Source organism: Streptococcus mitis (genome assembly GCF_002005545.1).
Classification (GTDB): Bacteria; Bacillota; Bacilli; order Lactobacillales; family Streptococcaceae; genus Streptococcus; species Streptococcus mitis_I.
The window spans coordinates 924202-946573 of sequence record NZ_LBMT01000001.1 but is presented as its reverse complement, the minus strand read 5'-3'; the positions used below and the strand labels follow the sequence as shown (position 1 = coordinate 946573).

General features: G+C 40.8%; 31 protein-coding genes and 1 tRNA gene. 13 read left to right on the top strand and 19 right to left on the bottom strand.

Annotation, left to right across the window (positions count from 1 at the left end; all coding sequences use genetic code 11):
* Positions 1 to 1548, top strand: coding sequence for a streptosactin export ABC transporter GggC (gene gggC / locus QS39_RS05025; protein WP_077804795.1), 1548 nt, complete (start codon positions 1 to 3; stop codon positions 1546 to 1548).
* A 51-nt stretch (positions 1549 to 1599) separates the two neighbouring features.
* Here gggC and QS39_RS05020 read toward each other — a convergent pair whose 3' ends face one another.
* Both QS39_RS05020 and QS39_RS05015 read right to left on the bottom strand, forming a co-directional pair.
* Positions 1600 to 2295, bottom strand: coding sequence for an LrgB family protein (locus QS39_RS05020; RefSeq protein ID WP_001288952.1), 696 nt, complete (start codon positions 2293 to 2295; stop codon positions 1600 to 1602).
* The gene (locus tag QS39_RS05015) at positions 2292 to 2666 is read right to left on the bottom strand and encodes a CidA/LrgA family protein (RefSeq protein ID WP_000781325.1); all 375 of its coding nucleotides are present in this window, start codon (positions 2664 to 2666) and stop codon (positions 2292 to 2294) included. Before QS39_RS05015 ends, QS39_RS05020 begins: the two co-directional genes overlap by 4 nt.
* A gap of 282 nt (positions 2667 to 2948) precedes the next feature.
* Here QS39_RS05015 and QS39_RS05010 point away from each other — a divergent pair, with 282 nt between their 5' ends.
* The 8 genes from QS39_RS05010 (at position 2949) to QS39_RS11275 (ending at position 6631) form a co-directional block, all read left to right on the top strand.
* On the top strand, positions 2949 to 3329 hold the full coding sequence (locus QS39_RS05010; protein ID WP_000221632.1) for a MarR family winged helix-turn-helix transcriptional regulator: 381 nt from the start codon (positions 2949 to 2951) through the stop codon (positions 3327 to 3329).
* A 99-nt stretch (positions 3330 to 3428) separates the two neighbouring features.
* Entirely contained in the window at positions 3429 to 3650 is a 222-nt protein-coding gene (locus QS39_RS05005; RefSeq protein ID WP_000570251.1) for a DUF4649 family protein, read from the top strand.
* A gap of 15 nt (positions 3651 to 3665) precedes the next feature.
* Entirely contained in the window at positions 3666 to 3980 is a 315-nt protein-coding gene (trxA, locus tag QS39_RS05000; RefSeq protein WP_001029581.1) for a thioredoxin, read from the top strand.
* Positions 3981 to 4181: 201 nt separating this feature from the next.
* On the top strand, positions 4182 to 4835 hold the full coding sequence (queC, locus tag QS39_RS04995) for a 7-cyano-7-deazaguanine synthase QueC (RefSeq protein ID WP_077804793.1): 654 nt from the start codon (positions 4182 to 4184) through the stop codon (positions 4833 to 4835).
* Positions 4835 to 5278: a 6-carboxytetrahydropterin synthase QueD gene (gene queD / locus QS39_RS04990; RefSeq protein WP_077804792.1), complete on the top strand. Its 444-nt coding sequence runs from the start codon at positions 4835 to 4837 to the stop codon at positions 5276 to 5278. Before queC ends, queD begins: the two co-directional genes overlap by 1 nt.
* Positions 5271 to 5987 carry a 7-carboxy-7-deazaguanine synthase QueE gene (queE, locus tag QS39_RS11005; protein WP_000196462.1) on the top strand — a complete coding sequence of 239 codons (717 nt, stop codon included), beginning with the start codon at positions 5271 to 5273 and terminating at the stop codon, positions 5985 to 5987. Before queD ends, queE begins: the two co-directional genes overlap by 8 nt.
* Before the next feature lie 18 nt (positions 5988 to 6005).
* A complete protein-coding gene (gene queF, locus QS39_RS11000) occupies positions 6006 to 6497 on the top strand; it encodes a preQ(1) synthase (RefSeq protein WP_000082587.1) in 492 nt (163 codons plus the stop codon).
* An 11-nt stretch (positions 6498 to 6508) separates the two neighbouring features.
* Positions 6509 to 6631: a hypothetical protein gene (locus QS39_RS11275; RefSeq protein ID WP_257617704.1), complete on the top strand. Its 123-nt coding sequence runs from the start codon at positions 6509 to 6511 to the stop codon at positions 6629 to 6631.
* Between the two features lie 83 nt (positions 6632 to 6714).
* Here QS39_RS11275 and QS39_RS04980 read toward each other — a convergent pair whose 3' ends face one another.
* The gene (locus QS39_RS04980) at positions 6715 to 7383 is read right to left on the bottom strand and encodes an MIP/aquaporin family protein (RefSeq protein ID WP_077804791.1); all 669 of its coding nucleotides are present in this window, start codon (positions 7381 to 7383) and stop codon (positions 6715 to 6717) included.
* A 254-nt stretch (positions 7384 to 7637) separates the two neighbouring features.
* Between QS39_RS04980 and QS39_RS04975 the strand changes: the two genes are divergently transcribed.
* The gene (locus QS39_RS04975; RefSeq protein WP_000048148.1) at positions 7638 to 8402 is read left to right on the top strand and encodes a (S)-acetoin forming diacetyl reductase; all 765 of its coding nucleotides are present in this window, start codon (positions 7638 to 7640) and stop codon (positions 8400 to 8402) included.
* Between the two features lie 148 nt (positions 8403 to 8550).
* Here the strand turns inward: QS39_RS04975 and tnpA are convergent, their stop codons facing one another.
* The 3 genes from tnpA to QS39_RS04960 form a co-directional block, all read right to left on the bottom strand.
* Entirely contained in the window at positions 8551 to 9015 is a 465-nt protein-coding gene (gene tnpA, locus QS39_RS04970) for an IS200/IS605 family transposase (RefSeq protein WP_000057429.1), read from the bottom strand.
* Positions 9016 to 9265: 250 nt separating this feature from the next.
* On the bottom strand, positions 9266 to 10057 hold the full coding sequence (locus QS39_RS04965; RefSeq protein ID WP_077804790.1) for a DUF2785 domain-containing protein: 792 nt from the start codon (positions 10055 to 10057) through the stop codon (positions 9266 to 9268).
* 11 nt (positions 10058 to 10068) lie between these two features.
* Entirely contained in the window at positions 10069 to 10401 is a 333-nt protein-coding gene (locus QS39_RS04960; RefSeq protein WP_000182730.1) for a winged helix-turn-helix transcriptional regulator, read from the bottom strand.
* Positions 10402 to 10551: 150 nt separating this feature from the next.
* On the opposite strand from QS39_RS04960, the gene QS39_RS04955 reads away from it, so the two are divergent.
* A complete protein-coding gene (locus tag QS39_RS04955) occupies positions 10552 to 10941 on the top strand; it encodes a nuclear transport factor 2 family protein (RefSeq protein ID WP_077804789.1) in 390 nt (129 codons plus the stop codon).
* 167 nt (positions 10942 to 11108) lie between these two features.
* Here the strand turns inward: QS39_RS04955 and pepF are convergent, their stop codons facing one another.
* The 11 genes from pepF to QS39_RS04900 form a co-directional block, all read right to left on the bottom strand.
* Positions 11109 to 12905, bottom strand: coding sequence for an oligoendopeptidase F (pepF, locus tag QS39_RS04950; protein ID WP_077804788.1), 1797 nt, complete (start codon positions 12903 to 12905; stop codon positions 11109 to 11111).
* 10 nt (positions 12906 to 12915) lie between these two features.
* A complete protein-coding gene (locus tag QS39_RS04945) occupies positions 12916 to 13659 on the bottom strand; it encodes a 16S rRNA (uracil(1498)-N(3))-methyltransferase (protein WP_077804787.1) in 744 nt (247 codons plus the stop codon).
* Between the two features lies 1 nt (position 13660).
* Complete coding sequence (gene prmA, locus QS39_RS04940; RefSeq protein WP_077804786.1) at positions 13661 to 14611, bottom strand: 50S ribosomal protein L11 methyltransferase; 951 nt, start codon at positions 14609 to 14611, stop codon at positions 13661 to 13663.
* Between the two features lie 137 nt (positions 14612 to 14748).
* A complete protein-coding gene (locus QS39_RS04935; RefSeq protein WP_077804785.1) occupies positions 14749 to 15180 on the bottom strand; it encodes a GNAT family N-acetyltransferase in 432 nt (143 codons plus the stop codon).
* A gap of 30 nt (positions 15181 to 15210) precedes the next feature.
* Positions 15211 to 15648 (bottom strand): NUDIX hydrolase, encoded by a 438-nt coding sequence (locus tag QS39_RS04930; RefSeq protein ID WP_077804784.1) that lies wholly within the window; start codon positions 15646 to 15648, stop codon positions 15211 to 15213.
* 1 nt (position 15649) lies between these two features.
* Positions 15650 to 16717 carry a M50 family metallopeptidase gene (locus QS39_RS04925; protein WP_180375005.1) on the bottom strand — a complete coding sequence of 356 codons (1068 nt, stop codon included), beginning with the start codon at positions 16715 to 16717 and terminating at the stop codon, positions 15650 to 15652.
* An 18-nt stretch (positions 16718 to 16735) separates the two neighbouring features.
* Positions 16736 to 17206: a DUF3013 family protein gene (locus QS39_RS04920; protein ID WP_077804782.1), complete on the bottom strand. Its 471-nt coding sequence runs from the start codon at positions 17204 to 17206 to the stop codon at positions 16736 to 16738.
* Between the two features lie 291 nt (positions 17207 to 17497).
* Positions 17498 to 17950 (bottom strand): type II toxin-antitoxin system HicB family antitoxin, encoded by a 453-nt coding sequence (locus tag QS39_RS04915; RefSeq protein WP_077804781.1) that lies wholly within the window; start codon positions 17948 to 17950, stop codon positions 17498 to 17500.
* Between the two features lie 36 nt (positions 17951 to 17986).
* Positions 17987 to 18166, bottom strand: a complete 180-nt coding sequence (locus QS39_RS04910) for a type II toxin-antitoxin system HicA family toxin (RefSeq protein WP_001132279.1) — start codon at positions 18164 to 18166, stop codon at positions 17987 to 17989.
* 118 nt (positions 18167 to 18284) lie between these two features.
* Positions 18285 to 18479, bottom strand: coding sequence for a hypothetical protein (locus QS39_RS04905; RefSeq protein WP_180374973.1), 195 nt, complete (start codon positions 18477 to 18479; stop codon positions 18285 to 18287).
* 154 nt (positions 18480 to 18633) lie between these two features.
* On the bottom strand, positions 18634 to 18858 hold the full coding sequence (locus tag QS39_RS04900) for a hypothetical protein (RefSeq protein WP_257617703.1): 225 nt from the start codon (positions 18856 to 18858) through the stop codon (positions 18634 to 18636).
* Positions 18859 to 19149: 291 nt separating this feature from the next.
* On the opposite strand from QS39_RS04900, the gene QS39_RS04895 reads away from it, so the two are divergent.
* Entirely contained in the window at positions 19150 to 20421 is a 1272-nt protein-coding gene (locus QS39_RS04895) for a replication-associated recombination protein A (RefSeq protein ID WP_077804779.1), read from the top strand.
* 264 nt (positions 20422 to 20685) lie between these two features.
* A tRNA-Lys gene (locus tag QS39_RS04890) sits at positions 20686 to 20758 on the top strand.
* 50 nt (positions 20759 to 20808) lie between these two features.
* Here QS39_RS04890 and QS39_RS04885 read toward each other — a convergent pair.
* Both QS39_RS04885 and QS39_RS04880 read right to left on the bottom strand, forming a co-directional pair.
* Entirely contained in the window at positions 20809 to 21951 is a 1143-nt protein-coding gene (locus QS39_RS04885) for a tyrosine-type recombinase/integrase (protein ID WP_077804778.1), read from the bottom strand.
* 44 nt (positions 21952 to 21995) lie between these two features.
* On the bottom strand, positions 21996 to 22337 hold the full coding sequence (locus tag QS39_RS04880) for a DUF771 domain-containing protein (RefSeq protein WP_077804777.1): 342 nt from the start codon (positions 22335 to 22337) through the stop codon (positions 21996 to 21998).
* Positions 22338 to 22372 lie beyond the last annotated feature (35 nt).

The following is a 22372-nucleotide window of genomic DNA, read 5'->3' as shown; positions in this document are numbered from 1 at the left end:
ATGCTGAAAAGATTTGTTACTAAGAAACACCTCTTACTTTACTTCTTTTCTATTGCCATTACTTGGCTGGAAGCAATTATCACGCCAGCCCTTGTTCAGAATATTGTTGCCAGTTTTACCAATCAAGAACTAGGCCTTCTTTGGAAAGTTTTGATTTTAGGAATCCTTGGTAATCTCATCCTCTTACTAGGTTTGGCTGGGAAACGCTATTACTACGCCCGTTTGATTACTGACTTCAAATATGGAATCAAGAGTGCTATTTTCAAGCGATTTTTAAACAGTTATGAGATTGATGAAAAGGATATTTTGTCTGACCTAGAAAACGACGTCAAGCAACTAGAAGAAAGCTATATTGAGCCAACGGTCATCATCATTTCTTCTCTTGGCTTCACAACTGTGTCCATTCTCTATGCCCTATGGACCAATTTTTACTTGGGCTTGATTTTCATCCTCTTCTACTCCTTTCCTGTACTCTGCAGCGCTATCGGATCAAAGCGTTTGGATTCACTTTCTGAAAAGCGGTCAACTGTTAACCAGAACTACTTAGCAAGCTTGACAAATTTTATTGGTGGTAGCCAACAAATTCGCCATTATCAGGGGCAAGATTTCTTTTTTACTCGCTACCAAAAACAATTACAAACCAGTCTAGATGCCGAAATCAACTATGAAAAACAACGAACTTTAAACAGTCTCTTTATCAATAGTATCGATGCCTTTTGCTCCGTCACACCAATCGTCATCGGCGGCTTTATGACCTACTATAATTATTTAGATGCGGCGAGTTTTGTGGCCATCTATCTGGTTTCCCATAATATCGGCTATCAATTCCAAGAGTTGGCTTACTTTACCAACACCCGAAAAGCGAATCGAACTCTTCTCAATAAATACCAAAAACTTTTGAACCAGTCTGATCCCATCTCGCCTAGAAGCATAGAAAACATTTTCCCTATCCAGCTTAACAGCATCTCCCTAGAAAAAGATGGGAATATCCTCTTATCTCCGATTTCCATGCACATCAAGCAAGGAGAAAAAATTGCCATTATCGGGGAAAGTGGCTCTGGTAAGACAACCCTGCTCAATATCATTCATGGAGAAGAGACACCAACAAGTGGACAGATTAGCTTTGCTGATCAAAACCTGTCACGTAAAGAAATCACAAGTATTAGTTCCTATATCCTCCAAGATAGCCATTACTTTGACACGCTCTCTCTGGACGACAATATCCTTCTAGGAATGGATAAAAAGGAGAAACGTTTAACTTACATCCTCAAAAAAACGGGATTAGATCATTTGGAAAATAGAATGCTCAGTAATGATAGTCTATCTGGTGGCGAGAAACAACGCCTAGAAATCGCTCGCGCCCTCTACCATGATAGCCAACTCATCTTAGCAGATGAGATTAAGGCCAATCTTGACTCGGAAAATAGCAGAAAAATTAGCGACTTGCTCTTCTCCCTACCTCAAACAGTCATTGAAGTTATTCACCACTACACGGAAGAAGACTTAAAACACTATGACCAAGTCATTCACTTAAGCAGAGAAAAGTAATAGTCTATAACATACGATTTTAAAAAGCAAGGAACCCAAATTCCTTGCTTTTTAACTCAATATCAAACTGGCTACGATAGGGCTGACAAAGACATAGAGAATACCGGTAACACCGATAGCCAAACCACCCATGGCTCCTGCTACAGAGCCATATCGAAAGGCTGTGCCTGTTCCGACTGCGTGTCCTGTTCCTCCAAGGGAAAGACCAACAGCTACTGGATCATCTATTTTCAACCACTTCAAGAGGGTTGGGCCGATGACACTGGTTAAAATTCCAGTCGCCACTACAACCACCAAGGTCACAGTCGTCAAACCTTGCAATTTTTCTGTGATTCCCACTGCCATGGCGGTTGTCACTGACTTAGGAAAGAGTGAAATGGCTAGGAAAAAGTCCATTCCAAAAATCTTAGCTACAAGAGCTGTGAAAGAGGTATTAACAACTACTGCTAACAGACTACCAAAGAGAATACTCCGTGCATGGTGCTTCATCAAGTGAAAACTCTTATAAAGCGGAATCCCTAGAGCCACTGTCGATGGGACAATCAAGTTATTCAGATAAACTCCACCTTGATAGTAATCTTGGTAAGAAATACCCGTCACTTTTAGAAAGATAATAATGAAAACAGCTGACAAAAGCAAGGGCGTTGTCAATGGATGAGGAAAACGTCTGTAAATCAGCATTCCTACTAGATAAGCTAGGATGGACAGAGCAAGCCCAAACAGCGGATTGGAAACAAATTCACTCATTTGGCATCTCCTTTCTCATAATCTCCCTCAAACCGTCGTTTGATAAACTGAACTACCAAGGCTATGAGGATAATATTGATGACTGCTGCAAAAAAGACAATCAAAACAATTGGCAAAAGATAGGGAGCAATCACATCAAACTTCTCCATAATTCCCACTGCTGGCGGCAAAAAGAGAATGGTCATATTGGCCAGCAAGAAATTCCCCACCATATTGACATGCCTGGTTCTCAGCCACTTGAATTGTAGGGCGAGAAAGAGAATAATCAAACCGATAATACTGCCTGGGATGGGCAAATGAAAGAAACTGGAAATCCCCTCTCCGATTAGAGAAATCACAAAGAGAATCATTAATTGAACATATAATTTCATCCTATACTCCACGAAATAGACTTCTTGCATACCAGTTTACTCTTTTTTCAGAAAATTTCAAGGAAATGCACAAGAGTCATTAAAAATTAGAGAGGAAAGGGGATACAAACAATTAAAGACTAGTGAAAATAGTGTAATTCAGGATAAAAGATGCCTGCGTCTTTCTTGCCAGCATTCTTGAAAAGTAGTATAATTATTGCATGCGCAATCATCTTGTGATGCAGAGACTGTCCGTGAATGGACATTCTTCTATGTTATAACTCTAAAAAGAAAGGAGATACTATGACCTATTTGGAAAAATGGTTTGACTTCAATCGGCGTCAGAAAGAAATTGAAAGTCTCTTGGAAGAGACTATTGCCCAGCAGAGCGAGCAAAGTCTGACCTTGAAAGAGTTCTACCTGCTCTACTATCTGGACTTGGCTCAAGAAAAATCTCTACGCCAGATTGACCTGCCAGATAAACTTCATCTGAGTCCGAGCGCTGTTTCTCGGATGGTGGCTCGCTTGGAAGCCAAAAATTGCGGTCTGCTTAGTCGCAGGTGTTGTGATCAAGATAGACGCTCTAGTTTTATCTGCCTGACAAGTGATGGGCAAAAGACACTGGCCTCTCTACAAAAGGCTGTCGAAGAAAGCTTGGAAACTGGTTTAGATTTCTTGATTTAAGATGATTTTAGAAAAAAGTTGCGTGCGCAATCATTTTTCTTGACATTCTCTTTTACAAGGAGTAAAATAAAATCATCATTAAACAAAGGAGTTTTAAACATGATTGAAATTACCTATCTAGATGCCAGCAAGAACGAAAGAACTGTAACTTTCGAATCTTATGACGACTTTGATCGTTCGCAACAAGCTTGCCTTATCGGCGTCGCAGACTACTACCCTGTCCAAAAATTAACCTACAACGGTCATGATTTGGACTACCATGGGACTTATGGAGATGTCTTCTTCTATCTCATGAAACAAGATTTAAGCCAATATAACTAAAAAAGGAGAAATACAATGGCAAAAGCAATTACAGATGCAACATTCGAACAAGAAACAAAAGACGGTTTGGTCTTGGTAGACTTCTGGGCAACTTGGTGTGGTCCATGTCGTATGCAAGGTCCAATCTTGGATAAATTGTCTGAAGAACTTTCAGAAGATGTTTTGAAAATCGTTAAAATGGATGTTGATGAAAATCCAAACACAGCTCGTGCTTTTGGAATCATGTCTATCCCAACCCTTCTCTTCAAAAAAGACGGCCAAGTGGTAAAACAAGTTGCTGGTGTTCACACAGCAGAACAAATCAAGGCCATCGTTGCTGAATTGAGCTAATCACACGAGAGACCAAGTACTTGCTTTGGTCTCTTTTTTCTTGCCCTTTGCCATTTTTCAAAAAATATGCTAGACTATAGGTAGAATATTACGATGTTTGGGACACGCCATCGCTAAAAAAAACCTCGATTTGGTATTTTTTAGCTCCCTCATGGGAGCTTTTTGCGTGCTCTAAACATTTCCCATTTTGGAAGGAGTATTATGAAACGTCAATCAGCCTTGGTCGTCTTTAGTGGCGGTCAAGATTCTACAACCTGCCTCTTTTGGGCTAAAGAACACTATGAAACGGTCGAAGCCGTTACCTTTGCCTACGGCCAACGCCATCACCTCGAAATTCAAGTTGCTAGAGAAATCGCTAAGGAACAGGGGATTCGTCATCATATCCTAGATATGTCTCTGCTGGGGCAAATCACTGAAAATGCCTTGACTTCTGATCTAGAGATTGAGCAAAAAGAGGGAGAGATTCCCAATACCTTCGTTGATGGTCGCAACCACCTCTTTCTATCCTTTGCGGCCGTCCTTGCTAAGCAACGAGGCATTAAAGATATCGTGACAGGTGTCTGCGAGACAGACTTCTCAGGCTACCCCGATTGTCGGGATGTCTTTGTCAAATCCCTTAATGTTACCCTCAATCTTGCCATGGATTACGACTTTGTTATCCAAACACCTCTCATGTGGCTAGACAAGGCTGAAACTTGGGAATTAGCCGACCAACTCGGTGCCTTTGACTATGTTCGTGAAAAGACCTTAACCTGCTACAACGGGATTATCGGAAGTGGCTGTGGAGATTGCCCAGCCTGCCACCTACGTCAACATGGTCTAGATGTTTATCTCTCACAGAAAGGAGAGGACTAATGTTTTTTGCACCCAAAGAAATCAAACAGGAAACTGGAGAATCTCTCGTTTACAATCCTTATCGGACTCTAGTCTCCAAAGAATTTACCTTTGATGCTGCCCATCACCTCTTTCACTATGAGGGAAAATGCAAATCCCTTCATGGTCACACCTATCATCTGCAGATTGCTGTCAGTGGTTTTTTAGATGAACGCGGCATGACCTACGATTTCGGAGACATCAAAGCCATCTACAAGAACTACTTAGAGCCCCACTTGGATCATCGCTATCTAAACGAAACTCTTCCCTATATGAACACGACTGCTGAAAATATGGTTTACTGGATTTTCCAAACCATGAACCAAGAGTTGCCAGCCGAGCGCGGTCTCCGTTTGGAATACGTTCGCCTCTATGAAACTCCAACTGCCTTTGCAGAGTTTAGACGGGAGTGGTTAGATGACTAGGGAACGTGTCCTCAAACTACCAGTTTTGGAAATTTTTGGCCCAACCTTTCAAGGCGAAGGCCGTGCAATCGGGCAGAAAACCATGTTTGTCCGCACTGCAGGTTGCGACTACCACTGCGACTGGTGCGATTCTGCCTTTACTTGGGATGGTTCTGAAAAACCAACTCGCATGACAGCTGACGAGGTCATTGCTGCCTTGGATAAACTAGGAAGCTACGACTACGTCACCCTATCTGGAGGAAATCCTGCTATCCTAGCAGCCAACATGGCTGAACTCGTCACTAAACTCAAGGAACGTGGTGTCACTCTAGCTGTTGAGACCCAAGGCTCCCGCTGGCAAAATTGGTTGAAAGACATCGACCAAGTCACCCTGAGTCCCAAACCTCCTTCATCCAAGATGGAAGTCAACTTTGAAACCCTGGACTTTATCGTTTCCCAACTGGATCCAGACAAGGTCACCTTTAAAATCCCTGTCTTTGACGATGCAGATTTGGCCTTTGCCAGAGGCATACAAGAACGCTACCAACCAGATGTCCTCTTCTTATCGGCTGGAAATCCTGAGCCCAAGGCTACAGGTAATATTGTCCAAGACCAATTGGATCGTCTCAAAGAACTCTGGGAACGCGTCGCTACTGACGATAGCTGGGGCAATGTCCGCGTCCTTCCTCAACTGCATACCCTCCTCTACGACAACCAACGTGGTGTTTAAGATTAGAAAGAAAAAATCATGTCACAACAAGAAGAAATGAAAAACCTAAGCCTACTAGGCAACAAAGAAACCAACTACATTTTCGAATATCAACCAGAAGTCCTCGAATCCTTTGACAATCGTCATGTGGAAAATGACTATTTTATCAAATTTAACTGCCCTGAATTTACCTCACTGTGTCCAATCACTGCTCAACCAGACTTTGCGACTATTTATATTTCCTACATCCCTGACAAGCTCTGTGTTGAGTCAAAATCCCTCAAACTCTACCTCTTTAGCTACCGAAACCACGGAGATTTCCACGAAAACTGTATCAACACCATCGGGAAGGACTTGGTCAACTTGCTAGACCCTCGCTATTTAGAAGTCTGGGGAAAATTCACTCCGCGCGGTGGCATCTCAATCGACCCCTACTACAACTACGGTAAGCCAGGAACTAAGTATGAAGGCTTGGCAGAACAACGCCTCTTCCAACACGATCTTTATCCAGAGAAAATTGACAACCGTTAAACTCATACTCAATGAAAATCAAAAAGCAAACTAGGAAGCTAGCCACAGGCTGCTCAAAGCACAGCTTTGAGGTTGTAGATAAGACTGACGAAGTCAGCTCAAAACATGGTTTTGAGGTTGCAGATGGAAGCTGACGCGGTTTGAAGAGATTTTTGAAAAGTATCATACGAAAAAGCCCTGTTCCTCAAAATGAGGAGCAAGACTTTTTGAGTTTCAATTATTCTTCTGTTCCAAGGAAGTTTTTCGCAACGAGGGCTGCAAGAACTCCACCAACGATTGGGGCAAGGATGAAAATCCATACTTGTTGAAGGGCTGCACCACCTACCAAGACAGCTGGTGCCAAGCTACGAGCTGGGTTTACTGAAAGGCCAGTAATGTTCAATCCGACAAGAATCATGGCCATCAAGGACAAACCGATTACCAAACCAGCAATCGCGCCATTTCCTTTACTTTCTGAAGTCACGGTCATGATAACCAAGACAAACAAGAAAGTTGCGATTGTTTCAAACAAGAATCCACCAAAGACAGTGACACCGTTTGCCAAGGCATTTTCACCAAGACTAGCAGTTGACATACCTGAGTTAGCCAAGAGGAAGAAGACAGAAGCAGATGCTAAGAAAGCTCCAACTACTTGTCCAAGGATATAGTTTACAAGCTCTGAAGATGACAAACGTTTGTTTACAAACATAGCGATCGAAACAGCTGGGTTCAAGTGAGCACCTGAAACAGTTCCGATTGAGTAAGCTGCAACCACGATGGCCAAACCAAAGGCAAAGGCAATTCCAAGGTGTCCAAGACCTTCAAGACCATTTCCAAAAACAACAGCTCCTGTTCCGATGAACACAAGCATGAACGTACCGATTAACTCAGCAACAAATTTTTTCATTTTCTTTCTCCTTTTTTCAAAAACTAGATACTAGTCTATCAAAAGAGGGAAAGGGTTTCAAGAAAATTGATTGGAAATTTTCAGGATAGAATTCTATAAAAACGGTAGCATTTATTTGAAACATTTTTTCTAAAGTTATATAATGTCAATATAGTTCTAATTAGTTATTCATTCCCTAATTTGAACTAATTTTACAACTTTGCTGTTCTTTTATGAACGTTTGAATGGTATCGTGGATACCGAGGAGGAATCATATGTCTAAAGTTGCTATTGTCACAGGTGCAGGTCAAGGAATCGGTTTTGCAATCGCAAAACGATTGGTTCAAGATGGCTTTAAGGTAGGAGTCTTAGACTACAATCCTGAAACAGCTGAAAAAGCTGTTGCCGAATTATCAGCTGAAAATGCCTTCGCTGTCGTAGCCGATGTTTCGAAACAGGCAGAAGTTGCGCAGGCATTTCAACAGGTTGTTGACCATTTTGGTGATTTGAATGTTGTCGTAAATAACGCTGGTGTTGCTCCAACTACTCCTCTCGATACAATTACTGAGGAACAATTTACACGCACTTTCGGTATCAATGTTGGTGGTGTCATTTGGGGTTCACAAGCTGCACAAGCGCAATTTAAAGCACTTGGCCACGGAGGTAAAATTATCAACGCAACCTCTCAAGCCGGTGTAGTCGGTAATCCAAATCTAACTGTTTATGGTGGAACCAAATTTGCTGTTCGTGGAATTACGCAAACATTAGCACGTGATTTAGCAGACTCAGGCATCACTGTTAACGCCTACGCACCAGGTATTGTGAAAACACCAATGATGTACGACATCGCTCATGAAGTTGGTAAAAATGCAGGAAAAGATGACGAATGGGGTATGCAGACATTTGCAAAAGATATTACTCTAAAACGTCTATCTGAACCAGAAGATGTGGCTGCTGCTGTCAGCTTCCTTGCAGGGCCAGATTCAAACTACATTACAGGACAAACCATTATCGTTGATGGTGGTATGCAATTCCATTAAGATACAATCATGACCACCCGTCAAACGGGTGGTTTGTTCCAGGGCTATAAGCCCAAATTACCAGCCAGCGCCTAAAGACGCTGGCTTTCACTTTGTTCAAGCCTTATTGCTCTTGACTCGTCACTTGCCTCTCAAAGAGGCTTTAGTATTACTTACCACTATCCCTAAAGGGATCCTCATATTCTTTTACACTTAATTTATCTAGTGCTATATCATGCTTTTCCTGTTCTTGAATATATTTCTTAATTGTGGCTTCATTAAGTCCTACTGTACTCACATAATAACCTTCCGCCCAGAAATGCCGATTCCCAAACTTATACTTGAGATTGGCGTGTTTGTCAAACATCATGAGTGCACTTTTTCCTTTTAAATAACCCATGAAACTCGAAACACTTATCCTCGGTGGAATACTTACTAACATGTGTACATGGTCTGGCATTAAGTGACCCTCGATAATTTCAACTCCTTTATAACTACACAAGCGATGAAATATTTCGCCTAAACTACTTCGATATTGATTATAGATGACTTTTCGTCTATACTTAGGGGTGAACACAATGTGATACTTACAGTGCCACTTTGTGTGCGATAAACTATGAGCCTTTTGTGCCATATTTTTCTCCTTTCGCTTTACAATTGGCTTGAACACCTTTATTGTATCGCGTTCGGAGTTTTTTTGGTATAACCTTCGACGCGCACCCGCATAGCGGGTGGTTTTTTTGTCTCGCACCTAACGGAGCGAGACGGACTAATAGTCACATAATAAAAGAGGTTGGAAAATGATTCAACCTCTTTTATTAGTTTTCATTATTAGTTAGGAGGATACAATAGAAACTCTTTCAATAAGTACTATTAGCTTATCCCTAGTATTGAAAAGACTGGATAGCTTCTTTTAAGTCATCTTGTAAACTATTTCTCTGGTCAAGTTGGACATAGACTTCCAACAGACAGGATCTGAAGTTGGAAAATTTATAAAAATCTTCCCTTTCTTCTATCGGAAAATCAACAGCTTTTATCCAAGAAGCTACTTGCTCTTGCTCCAACTTCCCTTGTAAAATAGGTTCATAGATCACTCTTGCTAAACGCCAATCCTCATCATCTGTAAAACGAATCGCAATTCTTTTAAATAGTTGGCCAAGTATATCAAATACTTCATGAACTCTGGTTTTAGGAAAGTCTGGATGACAAACCACCTCTGTCAGTAAATCCGCTCCATGTGCAAAAGCATGAACCCAACCATACTGACTTGAAAAACCTGTTGTATCCTTTTCTTTTGAAAGATAGTACAACCCTTGATTTAAAAGGATATTACGAATTCCTGCATTTAATCCCTGATAAAAAACCGATTGCTGGTTGGCATCAGCAGACAAGAGATTTGCATAAATAAGCGCCCTAAAAGAACGTTCAAGTGTTGACAAGCCTACCTTATCAATCTCTTTATCTAGTCCTCCATCAGATGAAACCGCCTCAGCAATGAAATGAAATTGTTCCTGTGTAAATAGCTCTTCCTGAATCCCTCTAGCAAAGCTTGTAAAAACAAGCTCATCGCGAATTTCTGGAGAAGAATCTCCCAAATGATCAAGCAACCACTGGATTTCTTCCTCATGATAACTTGGTTTTTCTTCTGCTATTTTTCTAAGTAACTTTTGATACATGGTCAATACCTCTACATTTCTAGCAACTTGATATAATCTAGACCCCATTTCTCGACAGCATCTAAAACAACTCTGAATTCCTGCCCCATTTCAGTTAAGCTGTACTCAACTCGTGGTGGAACTTCGGCATAGACCTTTCGTTGAACAATCTTATCCTTTTCTAATTGACGGAGATGACGGGTCAAAATAGTTTGAGTAATCCCAGGCAATAATCTCTGCAATTCTTTAAATCGTTTGGTACCCGTACTCAACTGATAAATGATTACCAGTGCCCATTTCCCCGTTAAAACCCTCTGCGTTGTCGCAAATGGACAAATACCATACTCACTCACTTTATTTGTCATAAAATATCTTCTTTCTATTTTTTTAAAAAAATTTATCTTTTAGTATCAATAAAAGTACTATTTTTGATACCAGATATCGAAAAAGTGTCTACTTGTTTTTTTATTTGTAACTGTTACAATTATATCATAAAAAAGAAATGGAGAATAGATATGTCAACAAACTTAGAAATTTTCAATGCTTATAACCAAGCTTTAATTGCTGGTGACTTTCCTGGTGTCTTTGAAACGATGGCAGACGATATTGTCTGGCATCAACCTGGTACTCATAGTATATCTGGTTCAGTTGTTGGTAAGGACAAGCTAGGAACTCACCTAGCTACATTTGCTGAGAAAACTGATGGAACCTTTAAGGTAATAACAAATTGGGTTTCTGACAATAAGGATTTAATAGCAGCTAATGTTACTTTTCTTGGAACACGGGCTGATGGTACTGAACTCAATATGAACGGGATTGACCTCTTCCGTATTGAAGACGGAAAAATCAAAGAAGTTTGGCTCTTCTCTTCAGATCAAGCTGAAGAAGACAGCTTTTGGGAATAATTTAAGAGGCCAGGACAAAAAATTTTGATTTTAGGAATTCTTTATTCTAAATTTTTAAATCAATAGATTAGAAAAAAAGCAAACAAAACAGAATTCTTAGTGTCAGATAACTCGTTTTGTTCGCTTTTTATATTTAAGGTTAGACTTTTGTCCCAGACTCTTTTAATTTACTCTCCCAACTGGGCACTGTAGGCGATAATCTGGTCAACCGTGTCAGACAAGAATTGGATGGTATCACGGAGTGGTTTATCTGTTGAAATATCAGCACCGATAATCATAGCTGACTCAAGTGGTGTCTTGCTACCACCTGATTTGAGAAGATTGAGCCAATCTTCAGCTCCAGTTTCTGAATGTTTCAAATGAAGGTAACCTGCAGTCGAGATGACTAGTCCTGCTGAGTAAGTGTAGCTATACAAGCCCATGTAGTAGTGAGCTTGGCGCATCCAAGTCAAAGCTGCATCGTCGTCAATCTCAATGGCATCTCCCCAGAAATCCGTCAAGACTTCCTTCATGATGCTGTTGAGTTTGCTTGCTCCGAAAGTTTCTCCTTCTTCAATCAATGTATACACTTTACGCTGGAAGGCTGCTTCCAAGAGGTGAGTAATGAAATTATGGAAGTAAGTATCTGTCAAACGGTGAGCAAGAGCGAAACGTTTTTGACGAGGGTCGTCAGACTGGTGCTCCAAGTAGTCACTGAGGAGCAATTCATTGAAGGTTGACGGTGCTTCAACATAGTAGGTCGACATGTGGGCGTTGAAATAGCTTTGGTGATTGTCTGAAAAGATGAATTGACCAGAATGCCCGATTTCATGAATCAAGGTATAAACGTCGCTCAAACGACCTGTCCAGCTCATGAGGACATAAGGGTGTACGCGATATGGATCCGCTGCATAACCACCAGAATCCTTGCCACTATTGGCAGCAAAGTCCACCCAGCGCTCTTCTTGATAGCGAGCAACTTCCTGACAATATTCTTGCCCCAAGGGTTCTACCGACTTCATGACCAACTCATAAGCATCGTCAATAGTCACTTGAGGATTTAGGGCGCTATCTAAGTCTAATTTCCAGTCTGCAAAGGTCATCTTTTCAAGACCGTTTACCTTAGCAACGTGCTTGAGGTATCTCTGAGCAACGGGCGCAAAATCCTTCATGATGAGGTCAATCTGACGATCAAACATAGCACGGTCCACTTCTTGCTCAGCTAGAAGATAATCAAAGACTGAGTCGTAACCCTTCATATCTGCTAGTAGTTTTTCAGACTTTACTTGGGCTAGATAGGCTGCTGCAGCCGTATTTTGGTGCTTACGAAGACCTTCTGAGAAGGAACGGAAGGATTTCTCACGAACCTCAGCATCCTCGTGGTTTTGATAGAAATTCTCATAGGTCACAAAGCTGTTTTTATAAGTCTTACCATGGGCTTCAAAGTCAGCCATTTCAAAATCCCCAGCTCGCATCTTAGTGTAAATGTCCTGCGGACTGTAGAAAACTTCACCGAGATTGGTCAAGGCCTTCTCCACATCTGCCCCAAGATAGTGGGCTTTTTTGATTTTTGCCTGACGAATGGCTGCCGTTAAGTGAGGCAATTCTCCCAAACGGTTCAAGACTTCCTCGTCAGCTTCCACCAAGGCATCGTCAAAGAAGGTCAGAGCTACGCTGGCGTCTGTTTCAAATTCCATCCCAGCTTGGGCAATATTGGCAAATTCGTCATTGCTATAGTCTGTCGTCTGAGGCATAAAACCATAGTTACCAATATGGCTCATCTGAATGTAGATTTGCTCCAATTCCGCAAAGGCCTTTTCAAAATCCTCAAAAGTGTGAAGATTGCCATTGTAGTCACGGCTAAACTGGTTGATGTCTTCACGAGCCTTCTCGATTGCACGCAAGAAATCTTCACGGTCTTGGTATAGGGCTGTTAAATCCCAAAGTTCCTTCTCTGGAAATTCTGAACGGTGTTTTTGTTCCATTTTCTTCCTCTTATTTCTCTAATTCTAATAAAACACTAAGGGCTGATAAGGCGTAAAGTGGTGCTGTTTCTGCTCGCAAAATACGAGGACCAAGTCCTGCCAAGACTGCTCCCTTAGATTCAAAACTTTCGATTTCTGCAGGTGACAGACCGCCTTCTGGTCCAAATATAAAGAGCAATTTGGCTCCTGTTTCAAGACCAGTGACTGCTTGTAAGAGCGCAGCAGCTTCTCCTTCTTTAGCTGATTCTTCATAGGCTACTACGATAGAGTCAAACTGGTCAAACTGAGCTAGAAAATCTGCTTTCTTCTCAAAAAGCTTGATACTTGGGACAACATTACGCTTGCTTTGTTCTGCTGCTCCAAGGGCAATTTTTTCTAGTTTTTCAACCTTTTTACCCAATTTCTTGCCGTCCCACTTGGCGACCGACCAATCAGCAGGGAAGGCCCAGATTTGGCTGGCACCTAGTTCCGTCACTTTTTGAGTGATAAACTCCAGCTTATCCCCCTTGGGAAAGCCAGATGCAATGGTCACTTGCACAGGCAGTTCCACATTGTCATCTAGTTCTTCTACCAGCTCAAACTGACGAGCCTCCACATTGACCACGCGCGCCAAGCGCTTAATTCCATCATCAAAGACCAAAGTCACCTCATCATCTTCTTTCAAGCGCATAACCTGAAACATATGCTTGCTGGTTTCCTTGTCCTCGATGGTGACAGGAGAGATAGCGCTGCCTTTGACAAAATACTGTTGCATGCTAGCCTCCAATCACACCGGAAATATCCTTGGTTTTCTTAAAGACACAGGCATTCCATTCCCCTTGGATCATGTGGGTTTCAAGGAAAAATCCAGCTGACTCAGCTGATTGGCGCACCATATCCCACTTGTCCTTAATAATTCCACTCATGATGAGGTAGCCTTCATCCTTGACCAAGCGGTAAGCATCATCCGTCAGATGAACGAGGATATCCGCCAAGATATTAGCTACAATCACATCTGCCTCGATCTCAACTCCCTTAAGCAAGTCTCCTGCTGCTACATGGATGTTTTCCATACCAGGGTTTAGCTCAATATTTTCCTGAGCCACACGAACCGCCACATCATCTAGGTCATAGGCGAAAATTTCCTTAGCACCAAGTAGCGAGCTAGCAATGGAGAGGACACCAGATCCAGTCCCCACATCTAGCACCGTTTCGCCACCACGAAGAACCTGTTCCAAGGCAAAAAGGCTCATCTTAGTGGTTGGATGTGTTCCAGTCCCAAAAGCCATGCCTGGATCTAGCTTGATAATTTTTTCTCCCGCAGTTGCCTCGTATTCTGTCCAAGAGGGAACGATGGTCAAATCATGAGTGATACGAGCTGGTTCATAGTATTTCTTCCAGTTGTCTGCCCAGTCTTCCTCAGCCAAGGCAGTCGTCCCCATCTTGACCTCACCCAAATCCATAAAATCAGTTAGTTCCGCGAGACGGGCCTGCAAGTCTGCCTCAACCGTTGCTACATCAACTGTTTCCGGATAGTAGGCTGTTACAACGATTTCTTCTTGCTGCTCGACCTCTGGGAAAATCTCGCCGAAGCGATCCACATTTCCCACATAGTCCATACTGTCTTCGATCGCAACGCCTTGCGCTCCTAGCTCAATCAAGAGATTGGAAACCAACTCCTCTCCCTCACGCTTCACTGTAACTTTTAACTCTTGCCATGTTTCCATAATTAAGATACCAAGCCCGTAAAACACAAAACCAAAATAGGAAATTCTCTGAAGACGCTTGTGTCTAAGAGAAGTTTATCTTTTTGGCACAGTGTTTAGGGCGGGTTCAGTTTAGAAATGTAACTGAACCATCCTTTCTATTTCTCTATCAATTTTTTCATGTAGACCATATCCATACCTTCTTTTTCAGGCTCGATATGAGTTTGATGGTAGCCATTCTTCTCGTAGAACGCGACCATGCCTGCATCCTGTAACACCGTACACAAATCCCATTGTGTGATGGTTGGAAATTCTTTTTCCAGTAAGCTTAAACCTTTAGATCCATAACCTTTTCCTTGATACTGGGGCAAAATTGCTGCCGTTCCCAACCAAGCTTTCGTTAACTCGGCATTGGTCTGAACTCGTAAAAATCCGATGTTTTCTTCATCTTCTTTTACAAAGTAGTAATAACTATTGGGACGCTCGACTAGTTTCCACTTAATTCGTTCACGGTCCTCCAGATAAGGATCATACTCATCTTGGTATTTGTCATAGACAGCCTTAAAGCTAGCTCTTTGAATCTCAATGATGGTCTCTAAATCCTCTGCTCCTGCTCTCTCTCAAGTCTTATCATAATTCTCCTCCAAATAATCCCTCAATCTCTCTTGCAACTGAGGTACAACTTGACTGGAACTAAGAAATTCCTCGACATTCATCAACTGATAGCCCTGTCCTTCATCTCCAAAGGTGATATTGTCAAATTGTTCTTGACTGATCTGACCGACCATAAAGACCGACTGTCTGCCTTCATAGAGCATGCTGGGATAGACCTTGCTCCAGAGCAGGCAATCCTCATTTAAATGAATTCCCAGTTCTTCATAAACTTCACGCGCCACGCACTCAAAAGGACTTTCATCCCCCTCTCGTCCCCCACCGGGCAGTTCCCACATATTGGGCCAGGGAATGTTTGCCTTATCATCGCGTAAGATGGTCAGAATCCTATCCCCACAAAACAAAGCAATCTTACAGCCTGTGAAATCAGAAATCTCTATTTCCATATTAGACTCCTTCGGTTAATTTCTTTTCCAGTTCGGCTAACCAGTTTTGATAATAGCTTTTCTCATCCCGTAACATCCGGCTGCTATTCATTTTCTGTCTAGCAATCTTCATCGCCTTGTGAGTTTGAACTACATCTTTCTTTACCTTAAATTGATACCAAGCTTGAATGACCTGCATATCTGCTGTTTTTATAGATAAAAAGGATTTGACCCCTCGAATACTTGCATATTCTTCCGCTTTCTTATTATCTCCTTCCATCAGAGCAACTTGAAGAAGGTATAATTGAGAAATAGTTTTAGACATTGGATTATCTGTTTTCTCTAACACAGACTGAAACTGTTGCTTTGCAAGCTCTATATTATCATCCAATATGAATACCAATCCCTGAAGATTCCGAACACTTTCTGCAAAACTCCCTCTCACATCCTCATCAACAGGCATGATAAAGTCTTTTAAATCATATTCTTGAGGAGCTAGCAAGGTCTGGGCAGAATGCCTCAACATCAGGTAGGCGTATTTCGTATTTTCAGGGTGTTGTAGCAATTCCCAAATTTTTGCACCATCGGTGATGCCGACTGGCAAAATGTTATTTAGGAAGAAAGACAAATTAAGAAAAATCCAAGTCCCTGCAAAATACCAGCTTCTTGTCAAAAATCCAAACACTATCGCCAATAATATCAAGCTGAGATGAACCATCAAGCCTCCTGAAAGCATCAGGATGATTCTTTGATCGCTTTCATCCTCTTTTAAACCAATGTATTGAGCACCAACATTTTTCAGAATGGCTGTTCTACTAAGACGAAACTTGCCTGAATTTTTGGTCAAAATAAAATGTCCTAACCCAAAAGCCACCAGCCGATAGCCTGTCAAGTAGCCACAAAAAGCATGTCCCAGCTCATGAAGAATAAAGATTAAATACATACTTAGAAGAGCGAAGGCATAACCAAAAGTAAAGACTAAAACTGCGGAATATCCCAGCTCTGCAAATGCGATTGTTCCACAAGCACAAGCCAGCATAATAAAGACAACAGCTAGCACATAAACCAAATAAATCCCAATTTTCTTCATAAAATCTCCAACCAAATCCTAGTATCTCGGATAAGGATAAAATTCTCCCTCTTCCAAGCCTTCTTTTCCTTCTTCAAAGACTTCTTGGTTCCATTCCATGACAAATTCTTCTGCTTCTGGGTCTTCCAAAAAGTCCATAAGGGCATCTAGCCCAACCTCAGCAGTATCTTTAAGGAATAGCGCAAAATAAGCTAAGAATTCGCGGGAAAATCCTTTTTTAGGCAAGTAAGGGATGACAGTCAGATAATCTTCTTCATTGACGGTTGACTTGGCAGGATTGTAAAAAAGCACTGCTTCTTCAAAGAGAATGTCATCTGATGAAACCTCTCCATCTTCATCCACCATCTCCACACCTGCAGCATTTTGCGCTTCCAATAGAAAACTCACTTCTACCGCGTGATTGCGCTTATCCCAACTAATCTCAAAGTCAAATGGAAAATTCTTCTCCAACTCTTCCTCTAAAACATCTAAAAATCCATATGTTGCCATTTTGTCCTCTTTCTATGCGACTCTTAAATCGCCCCGATTGCTCGGAAATATGCTAAAATAGATACTACCATCTTACCACAAAATTATTTTATGTCCTAATTATACCATATTACCTCATTTAAACCCTTGGTATCAGTGATTTTCTTAAACGGTTGATTTCCTTATTTTTTCCAAAAACTCAACACAAAAAGCCCTCGAAAGGGCTAGCAAATCTATAGAATCAATAGACAAGTAACTAGCACAATTAAACGTGCTTTTTTCTTGACTATCCCCACGATGTCACACTTAATCTTAGGCTTGAATTTTCTTATCTGCAATAGCTTCTGTCAAAGTCTGAGAAAAGTTAAGTCCCATTTCTCGTCCCAACTTATCTGCCCATCTTGGTATGGTCAAGGTCTTTTTAATTGGTTCCTGACTTCCTAAGTACTCTGACACATCAACAGATACCATAGAAATAAAAGATTTATCAAGGTCATAGGTTGACACGAAATCTTCATCATCTTTAAAAGGATCATTATCAATTAAAGACAAGCTATTGATATCTGACGGCTGGGGCAAATCTCCATCACTCTCTATCAAATCTGCGACAGTTATACCTAACCACTCTGAACCCATAGCCAGAGCCTCAGAAATCCCCTCTCCTTGTGTAGCTGAGTATTCAAAATCCGGGAAATGGACAAAATAAGTCGCTTCTGCTCCATCTGTATCGTCATAATAAAATAAAGCTGGATACGTAACTAACATCTCACTACCTCCATATCAAAAAGCAGGGGCTGAATTTTACAACCCAGCTTGCTTTCTTATCCCTCTTTCAGTGTACTTATTCAGCTCACCATGAGGGATTGTGATAGGTCTTTCCCCTTGCTTCTCCATTTTAATATGGGAGCCTTTACCGCCTTTGGTTTTTATCCAACCATGGGCCGTAAGGAGTTTGACCATCTCTTTTTGTGTCATAGGCATAGCGCTTTTACCTCCTGACAACACCATTATAACACGTGCTACACGTATTGTAAAGTAGTAATACTTATTATTCTCTTATACATAAAAGCCCCTAGATGTGGTTCTAAGGGAAGCCAATTTATTCAGACTTATTTTTAAATACTGCTTCTTTATCGAGCAATTCATCATCTGTATAGTCAATTGTAAAAGTATCTCGATTTAAGACAGACTGAGGCGGAGTTGAATGAATCATAGGAACACTGCGGATCCTATATTTTTTATCTCCAATTTTTACAAACTGATACTCTTCGAAAATCTCTTCAAACCACGTCAACGTCGCCTTACCGTACTCAAGTACAGCCTGCGGCTAGTTTCCTAGTTTGCTCTTTGATTTTCATTGAGTATGATTAACTCTTAAGTCTTTGAAATCAGGATTTTCAACAGTTATTACAAGGAGACGATTTACTACTTTAAAAACATCAATTATTCTATTTTTCATATTTTTCTAATTCATAATTATTAGAATGAACTTCTTGGTAAGCAAAATCAAGTTTAGGTTTAATGTTTTCGTACAAATCCAAAATCTCTTTTGGAGTATCTTCCCGGAAGAGAAATTTTCTTTTTCCTGAAATAACTTGATCACTAAGAATCCAATGACGAATTTGTTTTGTAAAAATCAAAATTTCCTGACTTGGTAATTCCATCATTTCCATTCCTTATCACCCCTCTTTTCATTATAGTTCATGCAATAACATTTAGCAATATTATTTCTCAAATCAGCACTTCCACTTCTTTAGGCTCAACTATCCCATTTTGAGTTTTAAGGGAAATCCATTCTCTCATGCTGATACCTCTCCTCATCAAATTAAATAGTCAAAAAGATTCTATCTCACACACTGAATATTACAAAACCATTGAAATATCACAACTAATAGGCTAGAATGGACATAGTAAGATATAGTAGATGAGTCATTCTACTCAAATCCACGTTAGAAAGGACTGCTATGCCAGACAATCTCGCGCTTCGCATGCGCCCTAAAACCATCGACCAGGTCATCGGTCAGGAACATCTGGTCGGACCTGGAAAAATCATCCGCCGCATGGTGGAAGCCAACCGCCTGTCTTCCATGATTCTTTATGGACCTCCTGGAATCGGCAAAACCAGTATTGCCTCTGCCATCGCTGGAACAACAAAGTATGCCTTTCGAACTTTCAATGCGACAGTTGATAGTAAAAAGCGATTGCAAGAAATTGCGGAAGAGGCTAAATTCTCTGGTGGTCTCGTCCTATTGCTAGACGAGATTCATAGACTAGATAAAACCAAGCAAGACTTCCTCTTGCCTCTCTTGGAAAGTGGACTGGTCATCATGATTGGCGCTACGACTGAAAATCCCTTCTTTTCTGTCACTCCTGCCATCCGTAGCCGAGTTCAAATTTTTGAGTTGGAACCTCTGTCTAACCAAGACGTCAAAGAGGCCCTGCAGATAGCTCTAAGTAACCCTGAGCGTGGTTTTGATTTTCCAGTAGAACTAGATGAGGATGCGCTGGATTTCATTGCTACCTCTACAAACGGAGACCTTCGCTCTGCCTTCAACTCACTGGATTTGGCTGTTCTCTCTACCCCTGAGAATGACAAGGGCATCCGCCATATCACCCTCGACATCATGGAAAATAGCCTGCAACGGAGCTATATTAGCATGGACAAGGATGGAGATGGACACTATGATGTTCTCTCAGCCCTGCAAAAATCCATTCGTGGCTCAGATGTGGATGCCAGTCTCCACTATGCTGCCCGCTTGATTGAGGCTGGTGATTTGCCAAGTCTCGCTCGTCGTTTGACTGTTATCGCTTATGAAGATATCGGTTTGGCCAATCCTGAAGCCCAGGTTCACACCGTGACTGCTCTGGATGCTGCACAAAGGATTGGTTTCCCAGAAGCCCGTATTCTCATTGCCAATGTCGTCATTGATTTAGCCCTTTCTCCAAAATCCAACTCAGCCTATATAGCTATGGACAAGGCTCTCGCCGACCTCAAAACATCAGGGCACTTGCCTATTCCGCGACACCTGCGTGATGGGCACTACAGCGGAAGCAAGGAACTGGGGAATGCCCAAGACTATCTCTATCCACACAACTATCCTGGAAATTGGGTCAAACAAGACTATCTACCAGAAAAAATCCGCAATCATCACTATTTCCAAGCAGAAGATACTGGTAAATATGAACGGGCTTTGTCTCAAAGAAAGGAAGCTATCGACCGTTTGCGAAAAATCTGAAATCCTTTTCAAAAAATTGCACTTTCCTCTTGATTTTTTTTGAAAAAGTGGTATCATATAAACATAGAAACGCTGTGGTGTACGACTTCACACTTAAGTGTTGACCGACTATTTTTTGTATTATTAGGGAAACAAAAGTCTTCTAACAGCATGTAGGCCGTCTCACACGGAAACAGCTTCAGTTAGAGCGAGTTGCCCACCTGCTTAATTGCGCGGGTTCAATACAAACCGTGAAGTTTCGGCACCAATACAGCTTTTTTCTTTGCCTCCTTAGCTCAGCTGGCAGAGCAGCGGACTCTTAATCCGTGGGTCACAGGTTCGATCCCTGTAGGGGGCATAATTTAGTGTCTAAAAGCCTTATTCTAAAGGCTTTTTTTCGTATCTGTTCTACTTTTGTTCTACCAATGGATACTCACTTAAAAGGTTTCGAATAATCTGATGTTCCTTTTCTTTCTTCTCTTTTAAAAGATGACCATATGTTTCTGTTACCTGTTTTATATTTTTGTGCCCCATTACATGAGCAACAACCCATATATCAATTCCTTTAGCAAGTAGTATACTAGCATAAGTATGTCTAATACCCGTAGCTGTTAAATTATATGGAGAAATTCCTAGTTTTTTTAGTAGCGATTGTAAACTTTGATTTACTGCATTATTACTAGGAACTCCATACACAACATCATAGAAAAGGAAATTTTCTTTTTCCTTAATACCTTGATTCTTGTATACAAGCTTTTGTTCTTTCTTTAATAACTTCAAAACCGCAGATGTTTCTTCATCTATAGGCACATCTCGAACAGATGTATCCGTTTTGGGTGGTCTCCATTTATAATTATAGTAGCGCCTATAAGTGTGGACGACTTGATTTTCAAAATCAATGCAATCCCAAGTTAAACCTAAAATCTCTCCGAAACGCATCCCTGTTTTAAAGGAAACAAACAAAAGATAAGGAATCACAGATTTACTGTAATTAAGATGACTTTTTAAATGAACTAAAATCTTATAATAGTCTTCAATATTGTCAATATATTTTTCGTCTGTTGTCTTGCTTTTCTTCATCCCTGAAATAATCGCACCATCAGTAAAATCAACTATATCTAATTGGTCACGTTGAGCAAACTGAATGACTTTTCGGATTTCTGAGTTTAGTCGTGCTACAGTATCTTTTGTAACCCTCTCAGCATACGAATTTAAAGCTCGTTGATATTGGCTAAAACGAATAGAAGTTGCCGGTCTATCTTGAAAAAGTTCCTTTATCAAGTCTCCTCTCTTCTTATGCTTAAAAAGCGTTGATTCACTTTTTCCAAGTGGTCTTACAACAACATCAAACCACTCTTCCCATAACTCATATAAACTAGCTTGCGAATTAATTTTTGCACCTGACATCAATTTTAATTCAATAGCTAAAGCTTCTTTTTCTGCCTCCTTCTTCGTTCTGAATCCACCTTTAGATGCAACAAGTTTTTTATCACTGTCCACAATTCTATAATCCCAAGTTCCACCTTTGGTACGTTGTCTAAAAGTTGCCACTAGTTACCTCTTTCATTAGATAACCAAGGTTTTTGCCAAGGTTATTATACCATAATTTCTCTAAAGTTTTCTTCAAACCATTGTTTTGTTTTACTGGCTAAAAAGAAATAGCGTCCACCTTGATTCTCAGGATATTTCACGAACCCATCTGGATTTAATTCAACATCAATTTCTTTCCGAATTTTTGAGTTATTCAATACATTATCAAGTAACCACGGTCTTGAAACTGATAGAAGTTGTAGAACATCAGATAAGGACATATATCTACCTTGAGAAGAATTATGTTTTAAATTATCATATTCTTTTTTATCAACGATAATTTTATCTTCTGGCAATTGTATCTCTATATTGATTAAATCAACAGTAATTTTATTTATCTCAGTCATAGAAAATTCTCCTTTTTTATGAGATAATAGCTAGA

Coding starts and splice junctions, on each gene's coding strand:
- gggC (WP_077804795.1), top strand. CDS start 1: ATGCTGAAAAGATTTGTTACTAAGAAACACCTCTTACTTTACTTCTTT.
- QS39_RS05020 (WP_001288952.1), bottom strand. CDS start 2,295: ATGAGTGAATTTGTTTCCAATCCGCTGTTTGGGCTTGCTCTGTCCATC.
- QS39_RS05015 (WP_000781325.1), bottom strand. CDS start 2,666: ATGAAATTATATGTTCAATTAATGATTCTCTTTGTGATTTCTCTAATC.
- QS39_RS05010 (WP_000221632.1), top strand. CDS start 2,949: ATGACCTATTTGGAAAAATGGTTTGACTTCAATCGGCGTCAGAAAGAA.
- QS39_RS05005 (WP_000570251.1), top strand. CDS start 3,429: ATGATTGAAATTACCTATCTAGATGCCAGCAAGAACGAAAGAACTGTA.
- trxA (WP_001029581.1), top strand. CDS start 3,666: ATGGCAAAAGCAATTACAGATGCAACATTCGAACAAGAAACAAAAGAC.
- queC (WP_077804793.1), top strand. CDS start 4,182: ATGAAACGTCAATCAGCCTTGGTCGTCTTTAGTGGCGGTCAAGATTCT.
- queD (WP_077804792.1), top strand. CDS start 4,835: ATGTTTTTTGCACCCAAAGAAATCAAACAGGAAACTGGAGAATCTCTC.
- queE (WP_000196462.1), top strand. CDS start 5,271: ATGACTAGGGAACGTGTCCTCAAACTACCAGTTTTGGAAATTTTTGGC.
- queF (WP_000082587.1), top strand. CDS start 6,006: ATGTCACAACAAGAAGAAATGAAAAACCTAAGCCTACTAGGCAACAAA.
- QS39_RS11275 (WP_257617704.1), top strand. CDS start 6,509: ATGAAAATCAAAAAGCAAACTAGGAAGCTAGCCACAGGCTGCTCAAAG.
- QS39_RS04980 (WP_077804791.1), bottom strand. CDS start 7,383: ATGAAAAAATTTGTTGCTGAGTTAATCGGTACGTTCATGCTTGTGTTC.
- QS39_RS04975 (WP_000048148.1), top strand. CDS start 7,638: ATGTCTAAAGTTGCTATTGTCACAGGTGCAGGTCAAGGAATCGGTTTT.
- tnpA (WP_000057429.1), bottom strand. CDS start 9,015: ATGGCACAAAAGGCTCATAGTTTATCGCACACAAAGTGGCACTGTAAG.
- QS39_RS04965 (WP_077804790.1), bottom strand. CDS start 10,057: ATGTATCAAAAGTTACTTAGAAAAATAGCAGAAGAAAAACCAAGTTAT.
- QS39_RS04960 (WP_000182730.1), bottom strand. CDS start 10,401: ATGACAAATAAAGTGAGTGAGTATGGTATTTGTCCATTTGCGACAACG.
- QS39_RS04955 (WP_077804789.1), top strand. CDS start 10,552: ATGTCAACAAACTTAGAAATTTTCAATGCTTATAACCAAGCTTTAATT.
- pepF (WP_077804788.1), bottom strand. CDS start 12,905: ATGGAACAAAAACACCGTTCAGAATTTCCAGAGAAGGAACTTTGGGAT.
- QS39_RS04945 (WP_077804787.1), bottom strand. CDS start 13,659: ATGCAACAGTATTTTGTCAAAGGCAGCGCTATCTCTCCTGTCACCATC.
- prmA (WP_077804786.1), bottom strand. CDS start 14,611: ATGGAAACATGGCAAGAGTTAAAAGTTACAGTGAAGCGTGAGGGAGAG.
- QS39_RS04930 (WP_077804784.1), bottom strand. CDS start 15,648: ATGGAAATAGAGATTTCTGATTTCACAGGCTGTAAGATTGCTTTGTTT.
- QS39_RS04925 (WP_180375005.1), bottom strand. CDS start 16,717: ATGAAGAAAATTGGGATTTATTTGGTTTATGTGCTAGCTGTTGTCTTT.
- QS39_RS04920 (WP_077804782.1), bottom strand. CDS start 17,206: ATGGCAACATATGGATTTTTAGATGTTTTAGAGGAAGAGTTGGAGAAG.
- QS39_RS04915 (WP_077804781.1), bottom strand. CDS start 17,950: ATGTTAGTTACGTATCCAGCTTTATTTTATTATGACGATACAGATGGA.
- QS39_RS04910 (WP_001132279.1), bottom strand. CDS start 18,166: ATGCCTATGACACAAAAAGAGATGGTCAAACTCCTTACGGCCCATGGT.
- QS39_RS04900 (WP_257617703.1), bottom strand. CDS start 18,858: ATGGAAATGATGGAATTACCAAGTCAGGAAATTTTGATTTTTACAAAA.
- QS39_RS04895 (WP_077804779.1), top strand. CDS start 19,150: ATGCCAGACAATCTCGCGCTTCGCATGCGCCCTAAAACCATCGACCAG.
- QS39_RS04880 (WP_077804777.1), bottom strand. CDS start 22,337: ATGACTGAGATAAATAAAATTACTGTTGATTTAATCAATATAGAGATA.